A 17,904-nucleotide genomic window follows, 5' to 3' on the forward strand; every position below is an offset into this window, starting at 1 on the left:
TCAGCGGTCTCACTCGGGGATTCCGGCCGCGAGCAGCTCCACGAAGCCGATGTCCTCGTTCGCCACACCGAACACCTCGGCACGCAGCAGGGTCCGCTCGGCCCAGGCGCGGTGCGGCTTCACTTCATTCATTTTGTTCGTGTACGCCGACTTCAGCACACCGCCGCCGTCCCGCTCGGGCCGCAGGATGTCCTGGGCGTCACTGAACTCCTCGTGGCTGACCACGGAGAGTGCGTGGACGGGCAGTACGTGGGAGGGGTGGATGCAGGTCTTGCCCTGCAGGCCGTTGGCCTGGTCGAGGGTGATCTCGCGCAGCAGGCCGTCCATGGCGTGCTCGATGAGCGCTTCGCGCAGTTCCTCCGCCTGGCCCTCCAGGAAGGGGCTGCGGCGCAGCTGCGGCTTGAACATGCGCTCCTGGACGCGGAAGTACTCCCACACCGGCCCGGTCACCGTGAACCCGGTGCCGTCGGCGCGGCCCATCATGTTCACCACGTCGGCGATCACGGAGGCGACGACCTGGACGTCGTAGGCGGTCATGTCGGGCGCCCGGCGCAGGCCGTACGAGGAGCAGAAGTCGGTGACGCCCAGGCGCAGGGCCAGGACGCGCTCGCGGTACTTGTCGACCGCTCGGGAGATGCCCTCCAGGGTGTCCACCCGCGACTCCCGGTACAGCAGCTCGGGCGACTCCAGCACGGGCATCGCGAAGAGCCGCCGCCCGCTCGCCGTCTCGGCGCTCGCCAGCGCCTCCATGAAGGGGATTCCGCGCTCTTCGGTGAACTTCGGCATCACGAACCCGGACAGCAGCCGCGCGGCGGGGCCCAGACGTCGTACGAGGTCGGGGATCTGCTCGGGGGTGCGGACCCGGATGAACAGCAGCGGCGGGTCCATGCCCTCGCGTCCGGCGAGGTCCGTGAACTGTCGTACGAGGTTCTCCTCGGCGTCCACGACCTCGTCGTCGCCGATCGAGTCCTCCAGGCACAGCACCATCGAGACCACGCCGCGTCCGGTCTGCTTGACGATGTCGTCGGCGAGCCGCGGCCGGGTGGCCGGACTGTAGAGCGTGGCGCCCAGGGCCACGGCGAGGAGCCGGGCAGAGGAGTCCGCGGTGAACTCGCAGGGCTCCAGGTGGAAGAGGCGCTGACGCACCTCAGGGGCGATGTGCCCGAAATGACGCATAGAACTCCCCCGTGGATGCTGATCGGCTCCTGCGGCTGTCCACAGGTGGCCGGTAATAGTACGTAGGGATCCATGTCACAGGTTCCCGCAGGGCATGAACTTCAGGTAACGCGGACACGCACAGCCAAACATATGGATCTGCGACCCCGCGTTGTCGTGACCAGGACCGAGAGGGCAGGATGACCGCATGACGCACGCGATGCTGAAGGGGTCGAACGTCCCGCTCGAAGCCACAACGGTACGTGCTGTACTGCGCTGGGCGCCCGGCCAGGGGGTCCCGGTCGTCGACGCCTCGGCGCTACTCCTCGGCCCTGACGGTCGTGTGCGATCCGACGAGGACTTCGTCTTCTACAACCAGCCCCGTCATCCCTCGGGCAAGGTCTGGCTGCTCGGCAAGAAACGTGTCGCCGAGGGGCCCACGGACACGATCCAGACAGATCTGACCGGTGTCGAGTCCGATGTCAGCCGGATTCTTCTGGTCGCGTCCGCGGACGACGTCACCTTCGACCGCGTACAGGGCCTGCGCATCCTGCTGTACGACGCCACCCTTCCCGAGGGCGAGCCGCTGGCCCACTTCGACATCAAGCCGGAGACGGGCCAGGAGACCGCCCTGATCTGCGGCGAGCTGTACCGCCGCGGCGAGGGCTGGAAGTTCCGCGCCCTGGGCGAGGGCTACTCCAACGGCCTCCAGGGCCTGGCCACCGACTTCGGCATCGCGGTGGACGAGTCGGAGGAGCAGCACCCCGCGGACGAGCCCGTGACGCAGGTACCGCCGGAGACCTCCTCCCAGCCCCTTCCCCCGGAACAGCCCACGGTCGTCCCGGCCCAGCCGGCCTACGGCTACCCGCAGCAGCCGGCCCCCACGGTCCAGCCGGCCTACGGCTACCCGCAGCCGGTGACGGCGGCGGTCGGTGCCCAGGAGTTCAGGCTGCCGCCCCAGGGCCCCCAGTTCGTCGGACGCTAGCGGCGACGCCCCGGGGGCCCGGGCCGGTCAGCGTTCGGCCTTGGCCTTGTACCCCCGCCCCCACTGCAGTCCCCAGCCGTACAACCGGTCCAGCTCCGCCTGGAACCCGTAGACGAACTTCACCTCACGCCGGACGAGCAGTTCCCCCTTGACGTTCTCGATCATGACGACCGCACACGACCGGGCCTGGGGATGCCGCTCGTCGAGGCCTATCTCGATCCGCGGCCCGTTGCTCGGATACAGCGTGACGATCGCGTGGGTGCGGTCGAAGGCCGGCGTCTGGTCGTAGATGTACACGAACACCAGCAACCGCTTGATCGCGTCCCGGTGGTCGAGGTTGACGTACATCGTCTCCCCGGACGCCGACCCGAACCGGTCGTCCCCGCTGAGCTTCACGTACGGCGGCCCGTTGACGTCCCCGAGGTAGCCCCCGAGCGGCTGTACGACCCCCTTGGTGCCGTCCTGGAGCTCGTACAGGCATCCCAGGTCGAGGTCGACGTTGACCATGCTCTGGCTGTGTCCGAGGACCTCCGGCGGCTTGAGCGCCTGGAAGGGGTGCCGCAGCAGACTCTCCCGCTGCGAGCCGCCGAAGTCGGACGTCCGCATCCGCCAGGCCAGGTTGACCCGCAGGTGCCCGGTGGCGGCGCCCTGCTTGGTGAGGGAGACCTGGGTGTGCCGTTTGGTCAGCTCGATGGAGTTGGTCGCCGCGTTGCCCGAGTCGAAGTCGGACTCGCGCCCGCGCCGGAGCCCGTCGAAGAAACCCATTCCCGCCCCCACCTTCACGTCAAAGACCGGCGGGGCGGCGCCGAGGAGTCGCCTCGTCGCCGCCCCGCACAGAGCGTTCCTCACCCCGAGGGGTGTCACACCCCGGACGACACCTCAGTCTTGTCGTCCGAGCCCGCTTTTCCCTCTGCCGCTGCCAGTGCCCTGTTGCGGCGCACGGAGGACAGGAAGGACCAGCCGATCAGGAGCACACCGACCGAACCGGTGATGAGCTCGCTGATCTGGTACTGGATGGTGATCAGGAGGATCGCGGCGAGGGCGCCGATCGCGTAGTGCGCGCCGTGCTCCAGGTAGACGTACTCGTCGAGGGTGCCCTGGCGGACGAGGTACACGGTCAGCGACCGGACGTACATCGCGCCGATGCCCAGACCCAGCGCCATCAGGACGATGTCGTTGGTGATGGCGAAGGCACCGATCACGCCGTCGAAGGAGAAGGACGCGTCCAGGACCTCGAGGTAGAGGAACATGAAGAACGCGGCCTTGCCGGCCATGACGACCGCCGAGCGGGGCTGGCCCTGGCGTTCGGCGGCTTCCTCCTCCTCGTGCTCACGCTCCTCCTGCTCTTCGAGCCTGTTCTCGAAGAAGCCGGAGAGACCGCCGACGATCATGTAGGTGATGAGGCCCCCGACGCCGGAGAGGAGGACCGTCTCCGCCTTGTCGACGTGGGTGCCGCCGTGCTGGTGGGCATGTGTCGCGAAGGTCATCGCGGAGATCAGCAGCACGATCAGGGCGATGCAGACCGAGAGCATGTCGATTTTGCCGAGCTTGGCGAGCGGCCGCTCGAGCCAGCCCAGCCACTTGATGTCCCGGTCCTCGAAGATGAAGTCGAGGAAGATCATCAGCAGGAACATGCCACCGAAGGCGGCGATCGACGGGTGAGCGTCGGTCACCAGCTGTTCGTAGCGGTCCTTGTCGGTGAGGGCGAGGTCGACGGCCTCGATCGGGCCCATCGAGGCGCTGACGGCGACGATGACGACGGGAAAGACCAGTCGCATGCCGAACACGGCGATGAGCACGCCGATGGTGAGGAAGATCTTCTGCCAGAAGGCAGACATCTTCTTCAGGATTCCGGCGTTGACCACTGCGTTGTCGAAGGACAGCGAGATCTCGAGGACGGAGAGGATCGCCACGACGCCGAAGCCGGTCCACCCCCCGTAGAAGACCGCCGCGACGAGGCCGAGCGCGGTGACCGCGAACGACCAGCCGAAGGTTTTCAGAACCACTGGCTACCCAATCCTGTAAGTACGGATTTCTATTGCGCCGTACTCGGCTTTACGAAACATTGACTCCGAAGTCTAGAGCGATGCCCCGCAGCCCCGACGCGTACCCCTGCCCCACCGCCCTGAACTTCCATTCGCCCTGGTGGCGATAGACCTCACCGAAGATCATCGCGGTCTCGGTGGAGGCGTCCTCGGAGAGGTCGTAGCGGGCGAGTTCCTGGCCGTCCGCCTGGTTGACCACCCGGATGAAGGCGTTGCTGACCTGACCGAAGGTCTGGCCGCGGTTGTCGGCGTCGTGAATCGAGACCGGGAAGACGATCTTGTCGACGTTGGCGGGCACCTTGGAGAGGTCGATCAGCAGCGACTCGTCGTCGCCCTCGCCCTCACCGGTGAGGTTGTCACCGGTGTGCTCGACCGAGCCCTCCGGGCTCTTGAGCTGGTTGTAGAAGATGAACCACTCGTCCCCCAGCACTCGCCCGTTGTTGCACATCAGCGCACTGGCGTCGAGGTCGAAGGGCGCGCCGGTGGTGGAGCGCGCGTCCCAGCCGAGCCCGACCATCACCTGGGTGAGGTTGGGTGCGGCCTTGGACAGGGAGACATTGCCTCCCTTGGCGAGCGTGACGCCCATGATCCTGTCCCTCCCCGAGAGTCTTCTCTGCTTGTCCTGCACGTCCGGCGCCGCACGCAAACCGTGCGGCGCCGGACGGTGAGGCCCGAGGGCCGGTCAGACGTTGACGCCGAAGTCCTGCGCGATGCCGCGCAGGCCCGAGGCGTAGCCCTGGCCGATGGCGCGGAACTTCCACTCCGCGCCGTGGCGGTAGAGCTCGCCGAAGACCATGGCGGTCTCCGTGGAGGCGTCCTCCGAGAGGTCGTACCTCGCGATCTCGGCGCCGCCGGCCTGGTTCACCACGCGGATGAACGCGTTGCGCACCTGGCCGAAGGACTGCTGGCGGTTCTCGGCGTCGTAGATCGACACCGGGAAGGTGATCTTTTCGACGTCGGCCGGGACGCCGGCGAGGTTGACCTTGATCTGCTCGTCGTCGCCCTCGCCCTCACCGGTGAGGTTGTCACCGGTGTGCTCGACCGAGCCGTCCGGGCTCTTGAGGTTGTTGAAGAAGATGAAGTTCGCGTCGCTGGAGACCTTGCCGGAGGAGTCCAGCAGCAGTGCGCTGGCATCCAGGTCGAAGTCGGTGCCGGTGGTGGTGCGGATGTCCCACCCGAGACCGATGATGACCGCGGTCAGGCCCGGAGCCTCCTTGCTCAGAGATACGTTGCCGCCCTTGCTGAGGCTGACTCCCACGAGTCCTCCATTGGTGTCCAGGGGCGGGGAGCCCCGCCGTGCGTTCGATGTCGGATCAACGAGTCGATCCTAGTAACGGGTTCCCGCACCACGCATGGCTTGGAACCGAAGAATCACAGGGTGTCGAGCGCCTTGACGTACTCGTTCAGGTCACGCGCGTCCGGCAGGGCGTTGACGACGGTCCAGCGCACGAGGCCCTCCTTGTCGATGACGAAGGTGCCGCGCACCGCGCAGCCCTTGTCCTCGGCGAAGACGCCGTACGCGCGGGAGACCTCGCCGTGCGGCCAGAAGTCGCTGAGCAGCGGGTACTCCAGGCCCTCCTGCTCGGCGAAGACGCGCAGGGTGTGGATGGAGTCGTTCGAGACGGCGAGCAGCTGGGTGTCGCGGTCGGCGAACTGCGGCAGATGGTCGCGCAGCTCGCACAGCTCACCGGTGCACACGCCGGTGAAGGCGAAGGGGTAGAAGAGCAGTACGACGTTCTTGCTGCCGTGGAAGTCGGACAGCTTCACGGTCGCACCGTGGTTGTCCCTGAGCTCGAAGTCGGGGGCCTTGTCGCCGACCTGGATCGCCATCGCCTCGGATGTCCCTTCGTGGGCTGTTCGGGTGAGAACACCCTACTCAGCGATCACCGAGGGCCTTCGGACGGGCTGGGGGGTCTCGGCCACTGCCGAGCGCTCTCCAGCCCGTCCGGCGCTGCGGGCTACTTCTTGGACTTGGCGGCCTTCGGCGTCACCAGCCGGCTGCCACTCCAGTCCTTGCCGACGCTGACGCTCTTGGACGCGGACAGCCCTGCCGTGGTCGCGGCTTCAGAGATGTCGCTCGGCTCCACGTAGCCGTCCCGGCCGGTCTTCGGGGTCAGCAGCAGGATCGAACCGCCCTCTTCGATGTACGTGATGGCATCCACCAGCACATCGGTCAGGTCGCCGTCCTCGTCGCGGAACCACAGCACAACGGCGTCGGCGACGTCGTCGTATTCCTCGTCCACGAGGTCTGTGCCGATGACTTCCTCAATGGCCTCGCGGAGTTCCTGGTCTACGTCGTCGTCGTAGCCGATCTCCTGGACCACCTGCTCGGGCTGGAACCCCAGCCTGACGGCAGGGTTCGTCCGCTCCTCCGCGTGGTCCGCGGTCGCGCTCACGGGTTGCCTCCTGATCATGTTCTTGGATGGGGGTCCCCCCGAGCCCCTCAAGGGCTTGGGGGAGTCTCAGCCACGCGCGTGCGCGAAGCATTGGCCGTAGTCCACACGGGCGGGGCGAATCGCGCAAGTACCCGGCCGTTCAGACCGCCGAAACGGTGACGATACCGGCCGTGTCGCCGCAACCTACGGCACACCGCCCCGAGCCTGAGTGACGCAGCCCACACCTTTCTGCCCTGTTTGTGCGTTTGGGAACCACGTCGGGGGGCGCCCGTACGGACCAAGCCTTGATTACCTCACAGTAGAGATGACGTTTGCGACGCCGAGGTACACGATGGGGATCGGTGCAGGCACACGAAAACCCCGAGAAAACCCTCGCAAAGCAGCCCTCTGACAGGTAAGGAACAGCGTGGCTTCCGGATCCGATCGCAATCCGATCATCATTGGCGGCCTTCCGAGTCAGGTTCCTGACTTCGACCCCGAGGAGACCCAGGAGTGGCTCGACTCCCTCGACGCCGCCGTGGACGAGCGCGGCCGGGAGCGGGCCCGCTACCTGATGCTCCGGCTCATCGAGCGCGCCCGTGAGAAGCGCGTGGCCGTGCCGGAGATGCGCAGCACGGACTACGTCAACACCATCCCCACCAGGGCGGAGCCCTTCTTCCCGGGCAACGAGGAGATCGAGCGCCGGATCCTGAACGCGACCCGGTGGAACGCCGCGGTCATGGTCTCGCGCGCCCAGCGGCCCGGCATCGGCGTCGGCGGCCACATCGCCACCTTCGCCTCCTCGGCCTCGCTCTACGACGTCGGCTTCAACCACTTCTTCCGCGGCAAGGACGAGGGCGACGGCGGCGACCAGGTCTTCTTCCAGGGCCACGCCTCACCGGGCATCTACGCCCGCGCGTTCCTGCTGGACCGCCTGAGCGACCAGAACCTGGACGCGTTCCGCCAGGAGAAGTCGAAGGCGCCGTACGGCCTGTCCAGCTACCCGCATCCGCGGCTGATGCCGGACTTCTGGGAGTTCCCGACCGTGTCGATGGGCCTCGGCCCGATCGGCGCGATCTACCAGGCCCGGATGAACCGCTATCTGCACGCGCGCGAGATCGCGGACACCTCGAAGTCGCACGTCTGGGCGTTCCTCGGGGACGGCGAGATGGACGAGCCCGAGTCGCTCGGCCAGCTGTCCATCGCCGCCCGCGAGGGCCTGGACAACCTCACCTTCGTCGTCAACTGCAACCTCCAGCGGCTCGACGGCCCGGTGCGCGGCAACGGCAAGATCATCCAGGAGCTGGAGTCGATCTTCCGGGGCGCCGGCTGGAACGTCATCAAGCTGGTGTGGGACCGGACCTGGGACCCGCTGCTGGCGCAGGACCGCGACGGCGTGCTGGTCAACAAGATGAACACCACGCCGGACGGGCAGTTCCAGACGTACGCCACCGAGACCGGCTCGTACATCCGCGACCACTTCTTCGGGGACGACCACCGGCTGCGCGCGATGGTCGAGGGCATGACCGACGACCAGATCCTGCACCTGGGCCGCGGCGGTCACGACCACCGGAAGATCTTCGCCGCGTACAAGGCGGCCGTGGAGCACAAGGGCCAGCCGACCGTGATCCTCGCCAAGACGATCAAGGGCTGGACGCTGGGCCCGAACTTCGAGGGCCGCAACGCCACGCACCAGATGAAGAAGCTGACGGTCGCCGACCTCAAGGGCTTCCGCGACCGGCTGCACCTGCCGATCTCCGACAAGGAGCTGGAGTCGGGCCCGCCGCCCTACTTCCACCCGGGCCGGGACTCGGAGGAGATCCAGTACATGCACGACCGCCGCAACTCGCTCGGCGGTTACGTCCCGACCCGCGTCGTACGCTCGAAGCCGCTCGCACTGCCGGACGACAAGACGTACGCGAGCGTGAAGAAGGGCTCGGGCCAGCAGTCCATCGCGACGACCATGGCCTTCGTCCGGCTCCTCAAGGATCTCATGCGGGACAAGGAGATCGGCAAGCGGTTCGTGCTGATCGCGCCGGACGAGTACCGCACCTTCGGCATGGACTCGTTCTTCCCGAGCGCGAAGATCTACAACCCGCTCGGCCAGCAGTACGAGGCCGTGGACCGGGACCTGCTCCTCGCGTACAAGGAGTCGCCGACCGGGCAGATGCTGCACGACGGCATCTCCGAGGCGGGCTGCACCGCCTCGCTGATCGCCGCGGGTTCGTCGTACGCCACGCACGGCGAGCCGCTCATCCCGGTGTACGTCTTCTACTCGATGTTCGGCTTCCAGCGCACCGGCGACCAGTTCTGGCAGATGGCCGACCAGCTGGCACGCGGTTTCGTCCTGGGCGCGACCGCCGGCCGTACGACCCTGACCGGTGAGGGCCTCCAGCACGCGGACGGCCACTCACAGCTGCTCGCCTCGACCAACCCGGGCTGTGTGGCGTACGACCCGGCCTACGGCTTCGAGATCGCGCACATCGTGCAGGACGGGCTGCGCCGGATGTACGGCCCGGACAGCGAGGACGTCTTCTACTACCTCACCGTCTACAACGAGCCGATCCAGCACCCGGCCGAGCCCGAGAACGTGGACGTCGAGGGCATCGTCAAGGGCATCCACCGCTTCGCGGCGGGCACCGCGGGATCCATCCCGGCGCAGATCATGGCGTCCGGTGTGGCCGTGCCCTGGGCGGTCGAGGCACAGAAGATCCTCGCCGAGGAGTGGAACGTGAAGGCCGACGTCTGGTCGGCGACTTCCTGGAACGAGCTGCGGCGCGAGGCCGTGCGGTGCGAGGAGCACAACCTGCTGCATCCCGAGGAGGAGCAGCGGGTGCCGTACGTGACGCGGAAGCTGTCCGGTGCGGAGGGGCCGTTCGTGGCCGTGTCCGACTGGATGCGGTCGGTTCCGGACCAGATCGCGCGGTGGGTGCCGGGGACGTACCAGTCGCTGGGCGCCGACGGCTTCGGCTTCGCCGACACCCGCGGGGCGGCCCGCCGGCACTTCCACATCGACGCGCAGTCGATCGTGGTGGGCGTGCTGACCGAGCTGGCCAAGGAGGGCAAGGTCGACCGGTCGGCGCTGAAGCAGGCGATCGACCGGTACCAGCTCCTCGACGTCTCGGCGGCGGACCCGGGGGCGGCGGGCGGCGACGCGTAACGCCGCGCGGCGGGCATGACCGAAGGGCGGTGGGGCCGTGTCCCCACCGCCCTCACCGCTTCCTTACGATGCGCTCATGAAGGAACAACCGGCACAGGTGCGGTGGGAACGGCGCACCCAACGACCCCTCCTGGCGCTCGCGGTGCTGTTCGCCCTCGCCTACGCCGTGCCCATAGTGGTCAGTCCGGCGAGCCGGTCGCTGACCGACGCGTGCACGGTCGTCGAGTGGGTGGTCTGGGGGGCCTTCGCCGTCGACTACCTGGTGCGGCTGTTCCTCGCCGAGGATCGCCGGCGGTTCGTCGGCAGGCACTGGCTGGACCTGTGTGCGGTGGTGCTGCCGCTGCTCCAGCCGCTGCGGCTGCTGCGGCTGGTGTCGACCCTGCTGCTGGTGCAGCGGCGGGCGCGGATGGCCTCACAGATCCGGCTGACGACGTATGTCGCGGGGGCGGTGGTCGGGCTGCTGATGTTCGGGTCGCTGGCCGTGCTGTCGGTGGAACGGGAGTCCGCGGACGGGAACATCAGGACACTGGGTGACGCGGTGTGGTGGTCGTTCACGACGATGACGACCGTCGGCTACGGGGATCACGCGCCGACCACCGGTCTGGGCCGGGTGATCGCCGTGGGGCTGATGCTGTCCGGGATCGCGCTGCTGGGTGTGGTGACCGCGAACATCGCCGCGTGGTTCATCGCGCGGTTCGAGAAGGACGACGTGGAGGAGCGGCGGCAGACGGAGGCGATCCGGTTACTGACCGACGAGGTGCGGGCGCTGCGGGCCGAGGTGACGGCGTTGCGGGAGCGGTCGGTTACGCGTTGACTCGCGTCGGTATGCGGTCGGGCGCAGCGACACTCCGGCGCTGCGGGGTGTCGCTGCACCCAACCCCATCGTGGCCACGTACGGCCTCATACACGGGAGTAGGTCATCAACTCCCAGAACCGTTCCTTGGCCCGAGCGGGAGTGAGCCGCACGTCGGCACGCCCCGAACGGTCTTGGGCGCACTGGTCGTCCGCTTTCGCAACCGGGCGGCAACATGAATCCCGTCCATGCTCCGGCCCCGGAAGGGCAGAGTCCCTCACGACCCGACACGCAAAAGCGGCCAAAGGCGACGGAGAAGCCCTGCACCATCACTCCGGTGAAACAGAGGCTCCGCACGCTGGCACCGCACCCGGCGTCCCAAATCGCTCGGCAACGCTAACCCGCTCCCGGCACAACACCACACCTTGCAAGCCGAAGATCACACGATCGAGTTACGCAGCCGCGTTCTCCGGCCTTGCGGCGCGCCGCCCCCCTCCGGCAGCGCGCCGCAGATCCGGTCGCCCTCATTCGTCGTACGAACGTCCCGAACTTGCCTGGGGAACATGCCGTACAGAGGGCCAGACCCACTGTGGCCCGCGGCGCGTACCGGGTGCGAGGGATCTTTAGCGTTGTCACCCTGATAGGTGAACTCCGGCTATTACTCGCCGGGTTGTCAGATGTGCCCGACGCCCGCGCCCGCCTCCGCGTTCTGACCGCGCTTGGTGAGCAGTGCGACCAGGACGGCGACGACCGCGACTCCGGCGGCGACCAGGGACGCCAGGCTCATGCCGGAGATGAAGGTGTCGTGCGCCACGTCGGCGATCTTCGTGGCGATCGCCTCCGGCGTGCCCTTGGCGACCGGGGGGACACCGACCTGGACCGCTTCCGCGGCTTGGTCGAGCTGGGCCGGCGTGAGCTCGGGGAGCCCCGCGTCCTTCCAGTTGCCCGCGAGGTCGCTGTCCACCTTGGAGGCCATCACGGCGCCGAGGACGGCCGTACCGAGGCTGCCGCCGATCTGCATCGCCGCCTGCTGGAGTCCGCCGGCGACCCCGGAGAGCTCCATCGGGGCGTTGCCGACGATGACCTCGGTGGCGCCGACCATGACGGGCGCGAGTCCGAGGCCCAGCAGGGCGAACCAGAGGGACATGACGGCGCTGCCGGTGTCCGTCTGCAGCGTGGACATCCCGAACATGGCGATCGCCACGGCGGCCATACCGCCGGCCAGCGGCACGCGCGGGCCCAGCTTGGTGATCATCGCGCCCGCCAGCGGGGAGCCGACGATCATCATCCCGGTGAGCGGAAGCAGGTGCAGACCCGCGTCGACCGGACCCATACCGTGCACGTTCTGCAGATAGAAGGTGACGAAGAACAGGCCGCCCATGAAGGCGATCGCCATGAGGACCATGAGGACGACACCCGCCGACAGCGGGACCGAGCGGAACAGCGCCAGCGGGATCAGCGGCTCCTTGACCTTCGTCTCCCAGAAGGCGAAGACCGCGAAGCCGACGACGGCGGCGAGGAGGAAGGCCCAGGTCGTGCCGGAACCCCAGCCCCATTCCGGGGCCTTGATGAGCGCCCACACCAGGCAGAACATGGCCGCCGACAGCAGGGCGATGCCCAGGATGTCGAAGGAGCGCGGCGCGTTCTCGGCACGGTGGTCGACCAGCATCACCACGCCGAGGGCGACGGCGAGGATGCCGACCGGCACGTTGATGAAGAACACCGACTGCCAGTTGACGTGCTCGACCAGGACGCCGCCGAGGATCGGGCCGCCCGCGGTGGAGGCGCCGATGACCATGCCCCAGATGCCGATGGCCATGTTGAGCTTCTCGGCCGGGAAGGTCGCGCGCAGCAGGCCGAGCGCGGCCGGCATCAGCAGGGCGCCGAACAGGCCCTGCAGGACCCGGAAGGTGATGACCAGCGCGATGCTGTCGGACATGCCGATCGCGCCCGAGGCGGCGGCGAAGCCGACCACGCCGATCAGGAAGGTCTGCCGGTGGCCGAAGCGGTCACCGAGCTTGCCCGCGGTGATCAGGCAGACCGCGAGGGCGAGGAAGTAGCCGTTGGTGATCCACTGGACGTCGGCGAAGCTCGCCTTCAGGTCCGACTGGATGGCCGGGTTGGCGATGGCCACGATGGTGCCGTCCAGGGCCACCATCATGACCCCGACGGCCACGGTTATGAGGGTGAACCAGGGGTGGCCGCGCAGCCCGCTGGCAGGCGACCGGTCCGACGGGGGTGTTGGCGCCTTGTCCCCCGGCCCCGTCGCGTCGATGGTGGTCTGACTAGTCATGCGTGCGAGGCTAATGACAGTCACTGACAATTGACAAACCAATTCACAAGTCGGTAACTGTCAGGACAGTGATTGTCATCCACAAGGAGTGGCCCATGACCACGGCGTCACGGCCGGGCCTGCGCGAGCGCAAGAAGCAGCGCACCCGCGACGCGCTGATCCGGGCCGCCCACGAACTGTTCACCGGCCGCGGCTACGAGCAGACGACGGTCGACGACATCACCGCGGCGGTCGACGTCTCGCAGCGCACCTTCTTCCGCTACTTCGCGAACAAGGAGGAGGCCGCGCTCGCGGTGCAGGAGACGACGGTGGAGCGCTTCGTCGAGTCGGTGCGCGAGCGTCCCGCGCACGAGGCTCCGATGGAGGCGCTGCGGCAGGCGGTCCTGGAGGGCTGGGACAGCCTCAACGAGATCGTCGAGGCCGTCGTACCGGTGGAGCTGCACTTGCGCATGTGCCGGGTGATCGAGTCGACGCCCGTCCTGCTCGCCGCCCATCTGCGTCGCTCCGCGGAGGCCGAGGAGACCGTCGCACGGGTGCTCGCCGAGCGCGAGGGCCTCGACGTGGACACCGACCCGCGCCCCCGGCTGACGGTGGCCGTCTTCAGCGGCGTGATGCGGCTGACGGAGCGTCAGTGGAGCGCGGGCGAGGACTTCAGCCTCGAGGCGATGCGCGCGCTGACGGTCGCCCATCTCGCGCAGGTCGGACCCGCACTGGCCGGAAATTGGCGAACGGCCTGAAGGCGCCCACACTATGACCCGAAGTGCCCTCTTTGTCCAAACGTGATTCACGCCACTTGGTTAACGCGAGACCCAGTCGTTCTCCTAGTGTGTCCTTTCAGTGACTTCCTTCGACACCTCTCCGCAACTGAACGTCTGGCGCGCACTGCTCGCGCTGGCCGTGGTGTTCGTGATGCTGGCCACCACCGGCTGGACCGCACTGCGCAGCCAGCGAAGCTCCACCGCGCTGCAGACCTCGCTCTCGGAGTGGGAACACGGCCGCGTCGCCGGGCACCGGCTCCCGGACCCGCAGGAGACGTCCCCCCACCGTCTCGCCCGGTTCTTCGCCTCGCTCACCCCGCAGCAGCGCACCGGCCTCGCCCGGCGCTATCCGCTCGCCGTGGGCAACATGAACGGCGCTCCCGTGGAGCTGCGCTACCGCGCCAACCGCATCGCGCTCGGGCAGGCCCGCAAGGTCGAGCTCACCCGCATGCACGACGTACGGCTCACCCCGGACGGGCAGCGGGAAGCCGGGCGGCGCATGCACCGCTACGTCTCGCTGATGAGCAAGAGCCGCCACATCCTCGCCTTCAACCCCGACGGCTCCGGCCGGGTCGCCGAGGTCTTCGGCGATCTGGACACGGCGGAGCGGGTCTCGGTCGTCGTCCCCGGCGTCGACACCGACCTGCTCACCTTCCAGCGCACCTCCCGCCAGTACTCCGCGCCGGTCGGCATGGCCACGGCCCTGTACCGGGCCGAGCGAGCGGCGAGCCCGTCGACGCGCACGGCCGTCATCGCCTGGGCCGACTACACCTCGCCCAGCGGGCTCGGTATCGACTCGGCCACCGCGATGCGCGCGGCGGGCGGCGCGATCCGGCTGAACGCGCTGGTGCGCGCCCTGCCCGGCGGCACCCCCGTCTCCCTGTTCTGCCACAGCTACGGCTCCGTGCTGTGCGGCCTCGCCGCGCACACTCTGCCGGACCGGGTGGCCGACATAGCGGTGGCCGGCAGCCCCGGGATGCGGGTCGCGAAGGCGTCCCAGCTCGGCACCTCCGCCCAGGTGTGGGCGATGCGGGACGCCGAGGACTGGGTGCAGGACGTGCCCTACCTGGAGGTCGGAGGGCTCGGCCACGGGGCGGACCCGATGTCCGCCGCGTTCGGTGCCCGCGTGCTGTCGGCGCGGGGCGCTGACGGGCACAGCGGCTATTTCGAGCCGGGCACGGAGAGCCTGCTGAACTTCGCCGAGATCGGCATTGGCGCATACCGCTCGGTGCACTGCGCGGGCGATACCGAAGCCTGCCGGACGGGTTTGTCCGCGACGGCGTCTGCCGGACGCGCGTAGAGAAGAAGGAATCGCGGTTTGTACGGGGAGGGGACGAAGGAGCTCGTGCCGCATACGATGAGCCGCATGGGTGACGTACTGGCCGGATTTCATGCCGTCTGGGAGTTCGAGTCCGACTCCATGCTCATCCGCTACGAACGGGGGATGCGAACACCCAAGCTCTTCCAGGCGCTGGGGGAACGACGTGTCCCTCTCGACGCGCTCGCCGGGGTGACGCTCACGCCCGGCAAACGCGGGACGGTGGTCCTGCGCGCCGAACCCCGCCCCGGCGCCGATCCGTTGATGGAGGCGGCCGAGGGGCAGCTCAAGGAGGGGTGCGATCCGTACCGGCTGGTGCTGCCCGCCGAGAAGGAGACGCTCGCCGAGTACTACGCCGACGAGCTGCGTGCGCAGCTGAAGCAGGACGCGGGACCGGCCGACAGGTTCCTGGTGCCGGCGCCCGAAGTACCGCTGCAGTTCAAGGCGTACGACGGGAAGGCGTCCTTCGACGGCCGGACCGTGCACTTCCGGTGGTTCTGGACCGGGGCGTCGTCGGCGAAGTGGAAGGCCGGCGACCAGAGTTTCCCGGTGTCCGAGCTGACCGGGGTTCAGTGGCGGTCGCCGGAGGTGTTCGAGGGGCATCTGCGGTTGCTGCGCGGGGAGGTTTCGCCGCTGCCGGCCGACCAGGATCCCGCCGCCGTGGTGTTCGGGCTCGGATACGGGCCCGTCCACGAGTCGTTGCCGTTCGCCGCGGCGGTCCTGGCGGCGGTCCGGAACCGCTCCGCGGTGCCGGCGGTCCCGACGGCGGCCATGTCGCGCCGGGATCCTGCCGACATCGCCGAGCGGATCCGGCACCTCGGGGAACTGCATGAGGCGGGGCTGGTGACGGACGAGGAGTTCTCGGTGAAGAAGGCCGAGTTGCTGGCCGAGCTCTGAGGGGTCGTTGTCGGGTGCGGGCCGGATGTGGCCGGCCTGCAGTTCCCCGCGCCCCTCAGGGCGTTGCTCTACTCCCTGCCGGCAGAGGTGAACGTCATGTCCGCGTAGCGGTCTCCGGCGACCTTCGCCGCGATCGGCTCCAGGAGCGCCAGCTCGTCCTTCGTCAGCTCGATCCTCGTCGCCGCCGTGTTCTCCTCGATCCGGCTCACCTTGCGCGTGCCCGGGATCGGGATCACCGGGAGGCCGTGCACCGACGCCTGCTGCTGGACCCAGGCCAGGGCTATCCGACCCGGCGACACCCCGTGGGCCTCGGCCAGGGTGCGGACCGGCTCCAGCAGGGCCACGTTGGCGGCGGCGTTCTCGCCGGTGAAGCGGGGCTGCTGGCGGCGGAAGTCGTCGGCGGTGAGGTCCTTGTCGGCGTTGGCGAAGGAGCCGGTGAGGAAGCCGCGGCCGAGCGGGGAGTACGGCACCAGGGCCACGCCCAGCTCACGGGCCGCCGGTACCACGCTCGCCTCGATGTCCCGGCTGAACAGGGACCACTCCGACTGCACGGCGGCGATCGGGTGGACGGCCTGCGCGGCGCGCAGCTCGGCGGCCGTGACCTCGCTCAGGCCGAGGTGCTTGACCTTGCCCTCGCGCACCAGCTCGGCCATGGCGGCGACGGTGTCCTCGATCGGCACGTTCACATCGCGCCGGTGCATGTAGTAGAGGTCGATCACGTCGACGTCCAGGCGCTCCAGGCTCGACTCGACGGCCTGGCGGATGTAGGGCCGGTCGTTGCGGATGATGCGCCGGGTCGGGTCGTCCGGGGGGATCGCCAGGGCGAACTTGGTGGCGATGACCACCTCGTCGCGGTGTGCCTTGAAGAAGGGGGAGAGGAACCTCTCGTTCTCCCCCGCGCCGTACGCGTCCGCCGTGTCGTACAGGGTGACGCCGAGTTCCAGGGCGCGTTCCAGCGTGGCCCGCGACTCGCCGGCGTCCGTGGGGCCGTACGCGAAACTCATGCCCATGCAGCCGAGACCCTGTACGCCGACCTCGGGGCCGTCGTCGCCGAGCCGTGCCGCGGGGATCTTGCCGTCCGTCATCAGGACCTCTCCGACGCCAGGGCCCGCCCGGCGTCCGCGTAGAAATTGATCTTCCGGTCGAGGACCGCGAGCGTGTCCTGGAGTTCCGCGATCCGGGCGAGGACGTCCTCGCGGGTCTCCTTCAGCAGCTCGAAGCGGTCGGTGTAGGTGTGGTCGCCCTCGCGGACCAGTTCCGCGTAGCGGACCATGTCCGCCACCGGCATGCCGGTCAGCCGGAGCTTGCCGACGAGGTCGAGCCAGTCCAGGTCGCGGTTGCAGTAGCGGCGCTGGCCGGTGTGCGAGCGGTCGATGTGCGGCATCAGGCCGATGCGCTCGTACCAGCGCAGGGTGTGCGCGGTCAGGCCGGTGATCGCGACGACCTCGCTGATCGTGTAGCTGTCCCGGCCGTCCTGACGTCGACCGGTCCGGTGCTCCGGGGCGGCACAGCTGTCGGTCCTGGTACCCGTGGTTTCCATCACCGTCATGACCGCAACGCTAGGTCCTTGGAGTGCACTCCAAGCAAGCGGTACCGGTAAGAAATCGGCAGGACGTTCCCCAGGCCGACTGGCTAGCGTGCGGGCATGAGTCTCGTACGTCGTGCCACGACCGAGGACGCGGGGGAAGTTCTGCGTCTGCGCCAGGTGATGCTCGATTCGCTGTCCGGGCCGGACGCCGGGGACACCGAATGGCACGGGGAGGGCCTGCCGGCGCTGCGGGCCCGGCTGGCCGAGCCCGACGGGGACTTCGCGGCCTTCGTCGTCGACCATCCCGAGCGGCCGGGCGCGCTGGCGGCGCTGGTGGCCGGGACCCTCGACTACCGGATCGGCAAGGCGGGCAACCCGCGCGGGATCGGCGGGTACGTCTTCAGCGTCGCCACCGATCCGGACGCCCGCCGCCGCGGGTACGCGCGCGCGTGCATGGAGGAACTCCTCGCCTGGTTCCGTGAGCGGGGCGCCGGCCAGGTCCTGCTGACCGCGTCCGCGGAGGCCGAGCCGCTGTACGCCGCACTCGGCTTCGTCCGCAAGCCGGACCCCGCGATGGGGCTGACGCTCTGAGCGGCT

The 17,904-nt window shown here is 68.7% G+C and carries 17 protein-coding genes; 7 read left to right on the forward strand and 10 right to left on the reverse strand.

Going from position 1 to position 17,904, the window contains the following annotated elements:
- Positions 1-9 precede the first annotated feature (9 nt).
- Positions 10-1,176, reverse strand: a complete 1,167-nt coding sequence (locus tag ACZ5XS_RS27450) for an HpcH/HpaI aldolase/citrate lyase family protein (protein WP_468655638.1) — start codon at positions 1,174-1,176, stop codon at positions 10-12.
- Between the two features lie 187 nt (positions 1,177-1,363).
- On the opposite strand from ACZ5XS_RS27450, the gene ACZ5XS_RS27455 reads away from it, so the two are divergent.
- Positions 1,364-2,140 (forward strand): TerD family protein, encoded by a 777-nt coding sequence (locus ACZ5XS_RS27455; RefSeq protein ID WP_468655640.1) that lies wholly within the window; start codon positions 1,364-1,366, stop codon positions 2,138-2,140.
- Positions 2,141-2,167: 27 nt separating this feature from the next.
- Here ACZ5XS_RS27455 and ACZ5XS_RS27460 read toward each other — a convergent pair whose 3' ends face one another.
- The 6 genes from ACZ5XS_RS27460 to ACZ5XS_RS27485 all read right to left on the reverse strand — a co-directional run bounded on the left by ACZ5XS_RS27460 (position 2,168) and on the right by ACZ5XS_RS27485 (position 6,581).
- Complete coding sequence (locus ACZ5XS_RS27460; protein ID WP_217240563.1) at positions 2,168-2,905, reverse strand: TerD family protein; 738 nt, start codon at positions 2,903-2,905, stop codon at positions 2,168-2,170.
- 95 nt (positions 2,906-3,000) lie between these two features.
- Positions 3,001-4,146 (reverse strand): DUF475 domain-containing protein, encoded by a 1,146-nt coding sequence (locus ACZ5XS_RS27465; protein ID WP_468655642.1) that lies wholly within the window; start codon positions 4,144-4,146, stop codon positions 3,001-3,003.
- Positions 4,147-4,195: 49 nt separating this feature from the next.
- Entirely contained in the window at positions 4,196-4,771 is a 576-nt protein-coding gene (locus tag ACZ5XS_RS27470) for a TerD family protein (RefSeq protein WP_217240561.1), read from the reverse strand.
- Positions 4,772-4,867: 96 nt separating this feature from the next.
- Positions 4,868-5,443: a TerD family protein gene (locus tag ACZ5XS_RS27475; RefSeq protein ID WP_217240560.1), complete on the reverse strand. Its 576-nt coding sequence runs from the start codon at positions 5,441-5,443 to the stop codon at positions 4,868-4,870.
- 113 nt (positions 5,444-5,556) lie between these two features.
- Positions 5,557-6,015: a peroxiredoxin gene (locus tag ACZ5XS_RS27480; RefSeq protein WP_468655645.1), complete on the reverse strand. Its 459-nt coding sequence runs from the start codon at positions 6,013-6,015 to the stop codon at positions 5,557-5,559.
- A gap of 128 nt (positions 6,016-6,143) precedes the next feature.
- On the reverse strand, positions 6,144-6,581 hold the full coding sequence (locus ACZ5XS_RS27485) for a DUF3052 domain-containing protein (RefSeq protein WP_217240558.1): 438 nt from the start codon (positions 6,579-6,581) through the stop codon (positions 6,144-6,146).
- A 406-nt stretch (positions 6,582-6,987) separates the two neighbouring features.
- Here ACZ5XS_RS27485 and aceE point away from each other — a divergent pair, with 406 nt between their 5' ends.
- Positions 6,988-9,720 (forward strand): pyruvate dehydrogenase (acetyl-transferring), homodimeric type, encoded by a 2,733-nt coding sequence (gene aceE, locus ACZ5XS_RS27490; RefSeq protein ID WP_468655647.1) that lies wholly within the window; start codon positions 6,988-6,990, stop codon positions 9,718-9,720.
- A gap of 76 nt (positions 9,721-9,796) precedes the next feature.
- Entirely contained in the window at positions 9,797-10,534 is a 738-nt protein-coding gene (locus ACZ5XS_RS27495; protein ID WP_468655649.1) for a potassium channel family protein, read from the forward strand.
- A 652-nt stretch (positions 10,535-11,186) separates the two neighbouring features.
- Here the strand turns inward: ACZ5XS_RS27495 and ACZ5XS_RS27500 are convergent.
- Positions 11,187-12,806: an MFS transporter gene (locus ACZ5XS_RS27500; RefSeq protein WP_468655651.1), complete on the reverse strand. Its 1,620-nt coding sequence runs from the start codon at positions 12,804-12,806 to the stop codon at positions 11,187-11,189.
- Positions 12,807-12,901: 95 nt separating this feature from the next.
- On the opposite strand from ACZ5XS_RS27500, the gene ACZ5XS_RS27505 reads away from it, so the two are divergent.
- From ACZ5XS_RS27505 to ACZ5XS_RS27515, 3 genes are all read left to right on the forward strand, one after another.
- Positions 12,902-13,543: a TetR family transcriptional regulator gene (locus ACZ5XS_RS27505; protein WP_468655653.1), complete on the forward strand. Its 642-nt coding sequence runs from the start codon at positions 12,902-12,904 to the stop codon at positions 13,541-13,543.
- A 100-nt stretch (positions 13,544-13,643) separates the two neighbouring features.
- A complete protein-coding gene (locus tag ACZ5XS_RS27510) occupies positions 13,644-14,864 on the forward strand; it encodes an alpha/beta hydrolase (RefSeq protein ID WP_468655655.1) in 1,221 nt (406 codons plus the stop codon).
- Between the two features lie 57 nt (positions 14,865-14,921).
- Positions 14,922-15,779, forward strand: a complete 858-nt coding sequence (locus tag ACZ5XS_RS27515) for a DUF4429 domain-containing protein (RefSeq protein WP_468655821.1) — start codon at positions 14,922-14,924, stop codon at positions 15,777-15,779.
- Between the two features lie 68 nt (positions 15,780-15,847).
- On the opposite strand, the gene ACZ5XS_RS27520 is transcribed toward ACZ5XS_RS27515, so the two are convergent.
- Together ACZ5XS_RS27520 and ACZ5XS_RS27525 are read right to left on the reverse strand one after the other, a co-directional pair.
- Positions 15,848-16,864: an aldo/keto reductase gene (locus ACZ5XS_RS27520; protein ID WP_468655657.1), complete on the reverse strand. Its 1,017-nt coding sequence runs from the start codon at positions 16,862-16,864 to the stop codon at positions 15,848-15,850.
- On the reverse strand, positions 16,864-17,328 hold the full coding sequence (locus ACZ5XS_RS27525; RefSeq protein WP_468655659.1) for a MerR family transcriptional regulator: 465 nt from the start codon (positions 17,326-17,328) through the stop codon (positions 16,864-16,866). The genes ACZ5XS_RS27520 and ACZ5XS_RS27525 overlap by 1 nt, the downstream gene beginning before the upstream one ends.
- 96 nt (positions 17,329-17,424) lie before the next feature.
- Here ACZ5XS_RS27525 and ACZ5XS_RS27530 point away from each other — a divergent pair, with 96 nt between their 5' ends.
- Positions 17,425-17,898, forward strand: a complete 474-nt coding sequence (locus ACZ5XS_RS27530) for a GNAT family N-acetyltransferase (protein ID WP_468655661.1) — start codon at positions 17,425-17,427, stop codon at positions 17,896-17,898.
- Positions 17,899-17,904: the final 6 nt, after the last annotated feature.

This window comes from Streptomyces sp. NPDC033131, from assembly GCF_055578365.1.

What these genes read in the sequence shown, in the direction of transcription:
- ACZ5XS_RS27450 (WP_468655638.1), bottom strand. Translation starts at nt 1,176, where the DNA reads ATGCGTCATTTCGGGCACATCGCCCCTGAGGTGCGTCAGCGCCTCTTC.
- ACZ5XS_RS27455 (WP_468655640.1), top strand. Translation starts at nt 1,364, where the DNA reads ATGACGCACGCGATGCTGAAGGGGTCGAACGTCCCGCTCGAAGCCACA.
- ACZ5XS_RS27460 (WP_217240563.1), bottom strand. Translation starts at nt 2,905, where the DNA reads ATGGGTTTCTTCGACGGGCTCCGGCGCGGGCGCGAGTCCGACTTCGAC.
- ACZ5XS_RS27470 (WP_217240561.1), bottom strand. Translation starts at nt 4,771, where the DNA reads ATGGGCGTCACGCTCGCCAAGGGAGGCAATGTCTCCCTGTCCAAGGCC.
- ACZ5XS_RS27480 (WP_468655645.1), bottom strand. Translation starts at nt 6,015, where the DNA reads ATGGCGATCCAGGTCGGCGACAAGGCCCCCGACTTCGAGCTCAGGGAC.
- ACZ5XS_RS27495 (WP_468655649.1), top strand. Translation starts at nt 9,797, where the DNA reads ATGAAGGAACAACCGGCACAGGTGCGGTGGGAACGGCGCACCCAACGA.
- ACZ5XS_RS27500 (WP_468655651.1), bottom strand. Translation starts at nt 12,806, where the DNA reads ATGACTAGTCAGACCACCATCGACGCGACGGGGCCGGGGGACAAGGCG.
- ACZ5XS_RS27505 (WP_468655653.1), top strand. Translation starts at nt 12,902, where the DNA reads ATGACCACGGCGTCACGGCCGGGCCTGCGCGAGCGCAAGAAGCAGCGC.
- ACZ5XS_RS27515 (WP_468655821.1), top strand. Translation starts at nt 14,922, where the DNA reads ATGAGCCGCATGGGTGACGTACTGGCCGGATTTCATGCCGTCTGGGAG.
- ACZ5XS_RS27520 (WP_468655657.1), bottom strand. Translation starts at nt 16,864, where the DNA reads ATGACGGACGGCAAGATCCCCGCGGCACGGCTCGGCGACGACGGCCCC.
- ACZ5XS_RS27525 (WP_468655659.1), bottom strand. Translation starts at nt 17,328, where the DNA reads ATGACGGTGATGGAAACCACGGGTACCAGGACCGACAGCTGTGCCGCC.
- ACZ5XS_RS27530 (WP_468655661.1), top strand. Translation starts at nt 17,425, where the DNA reads ATGAGTCTCGTACGTCGTGCCACGACCGAGGACGCGGGGGAAGTTCTG.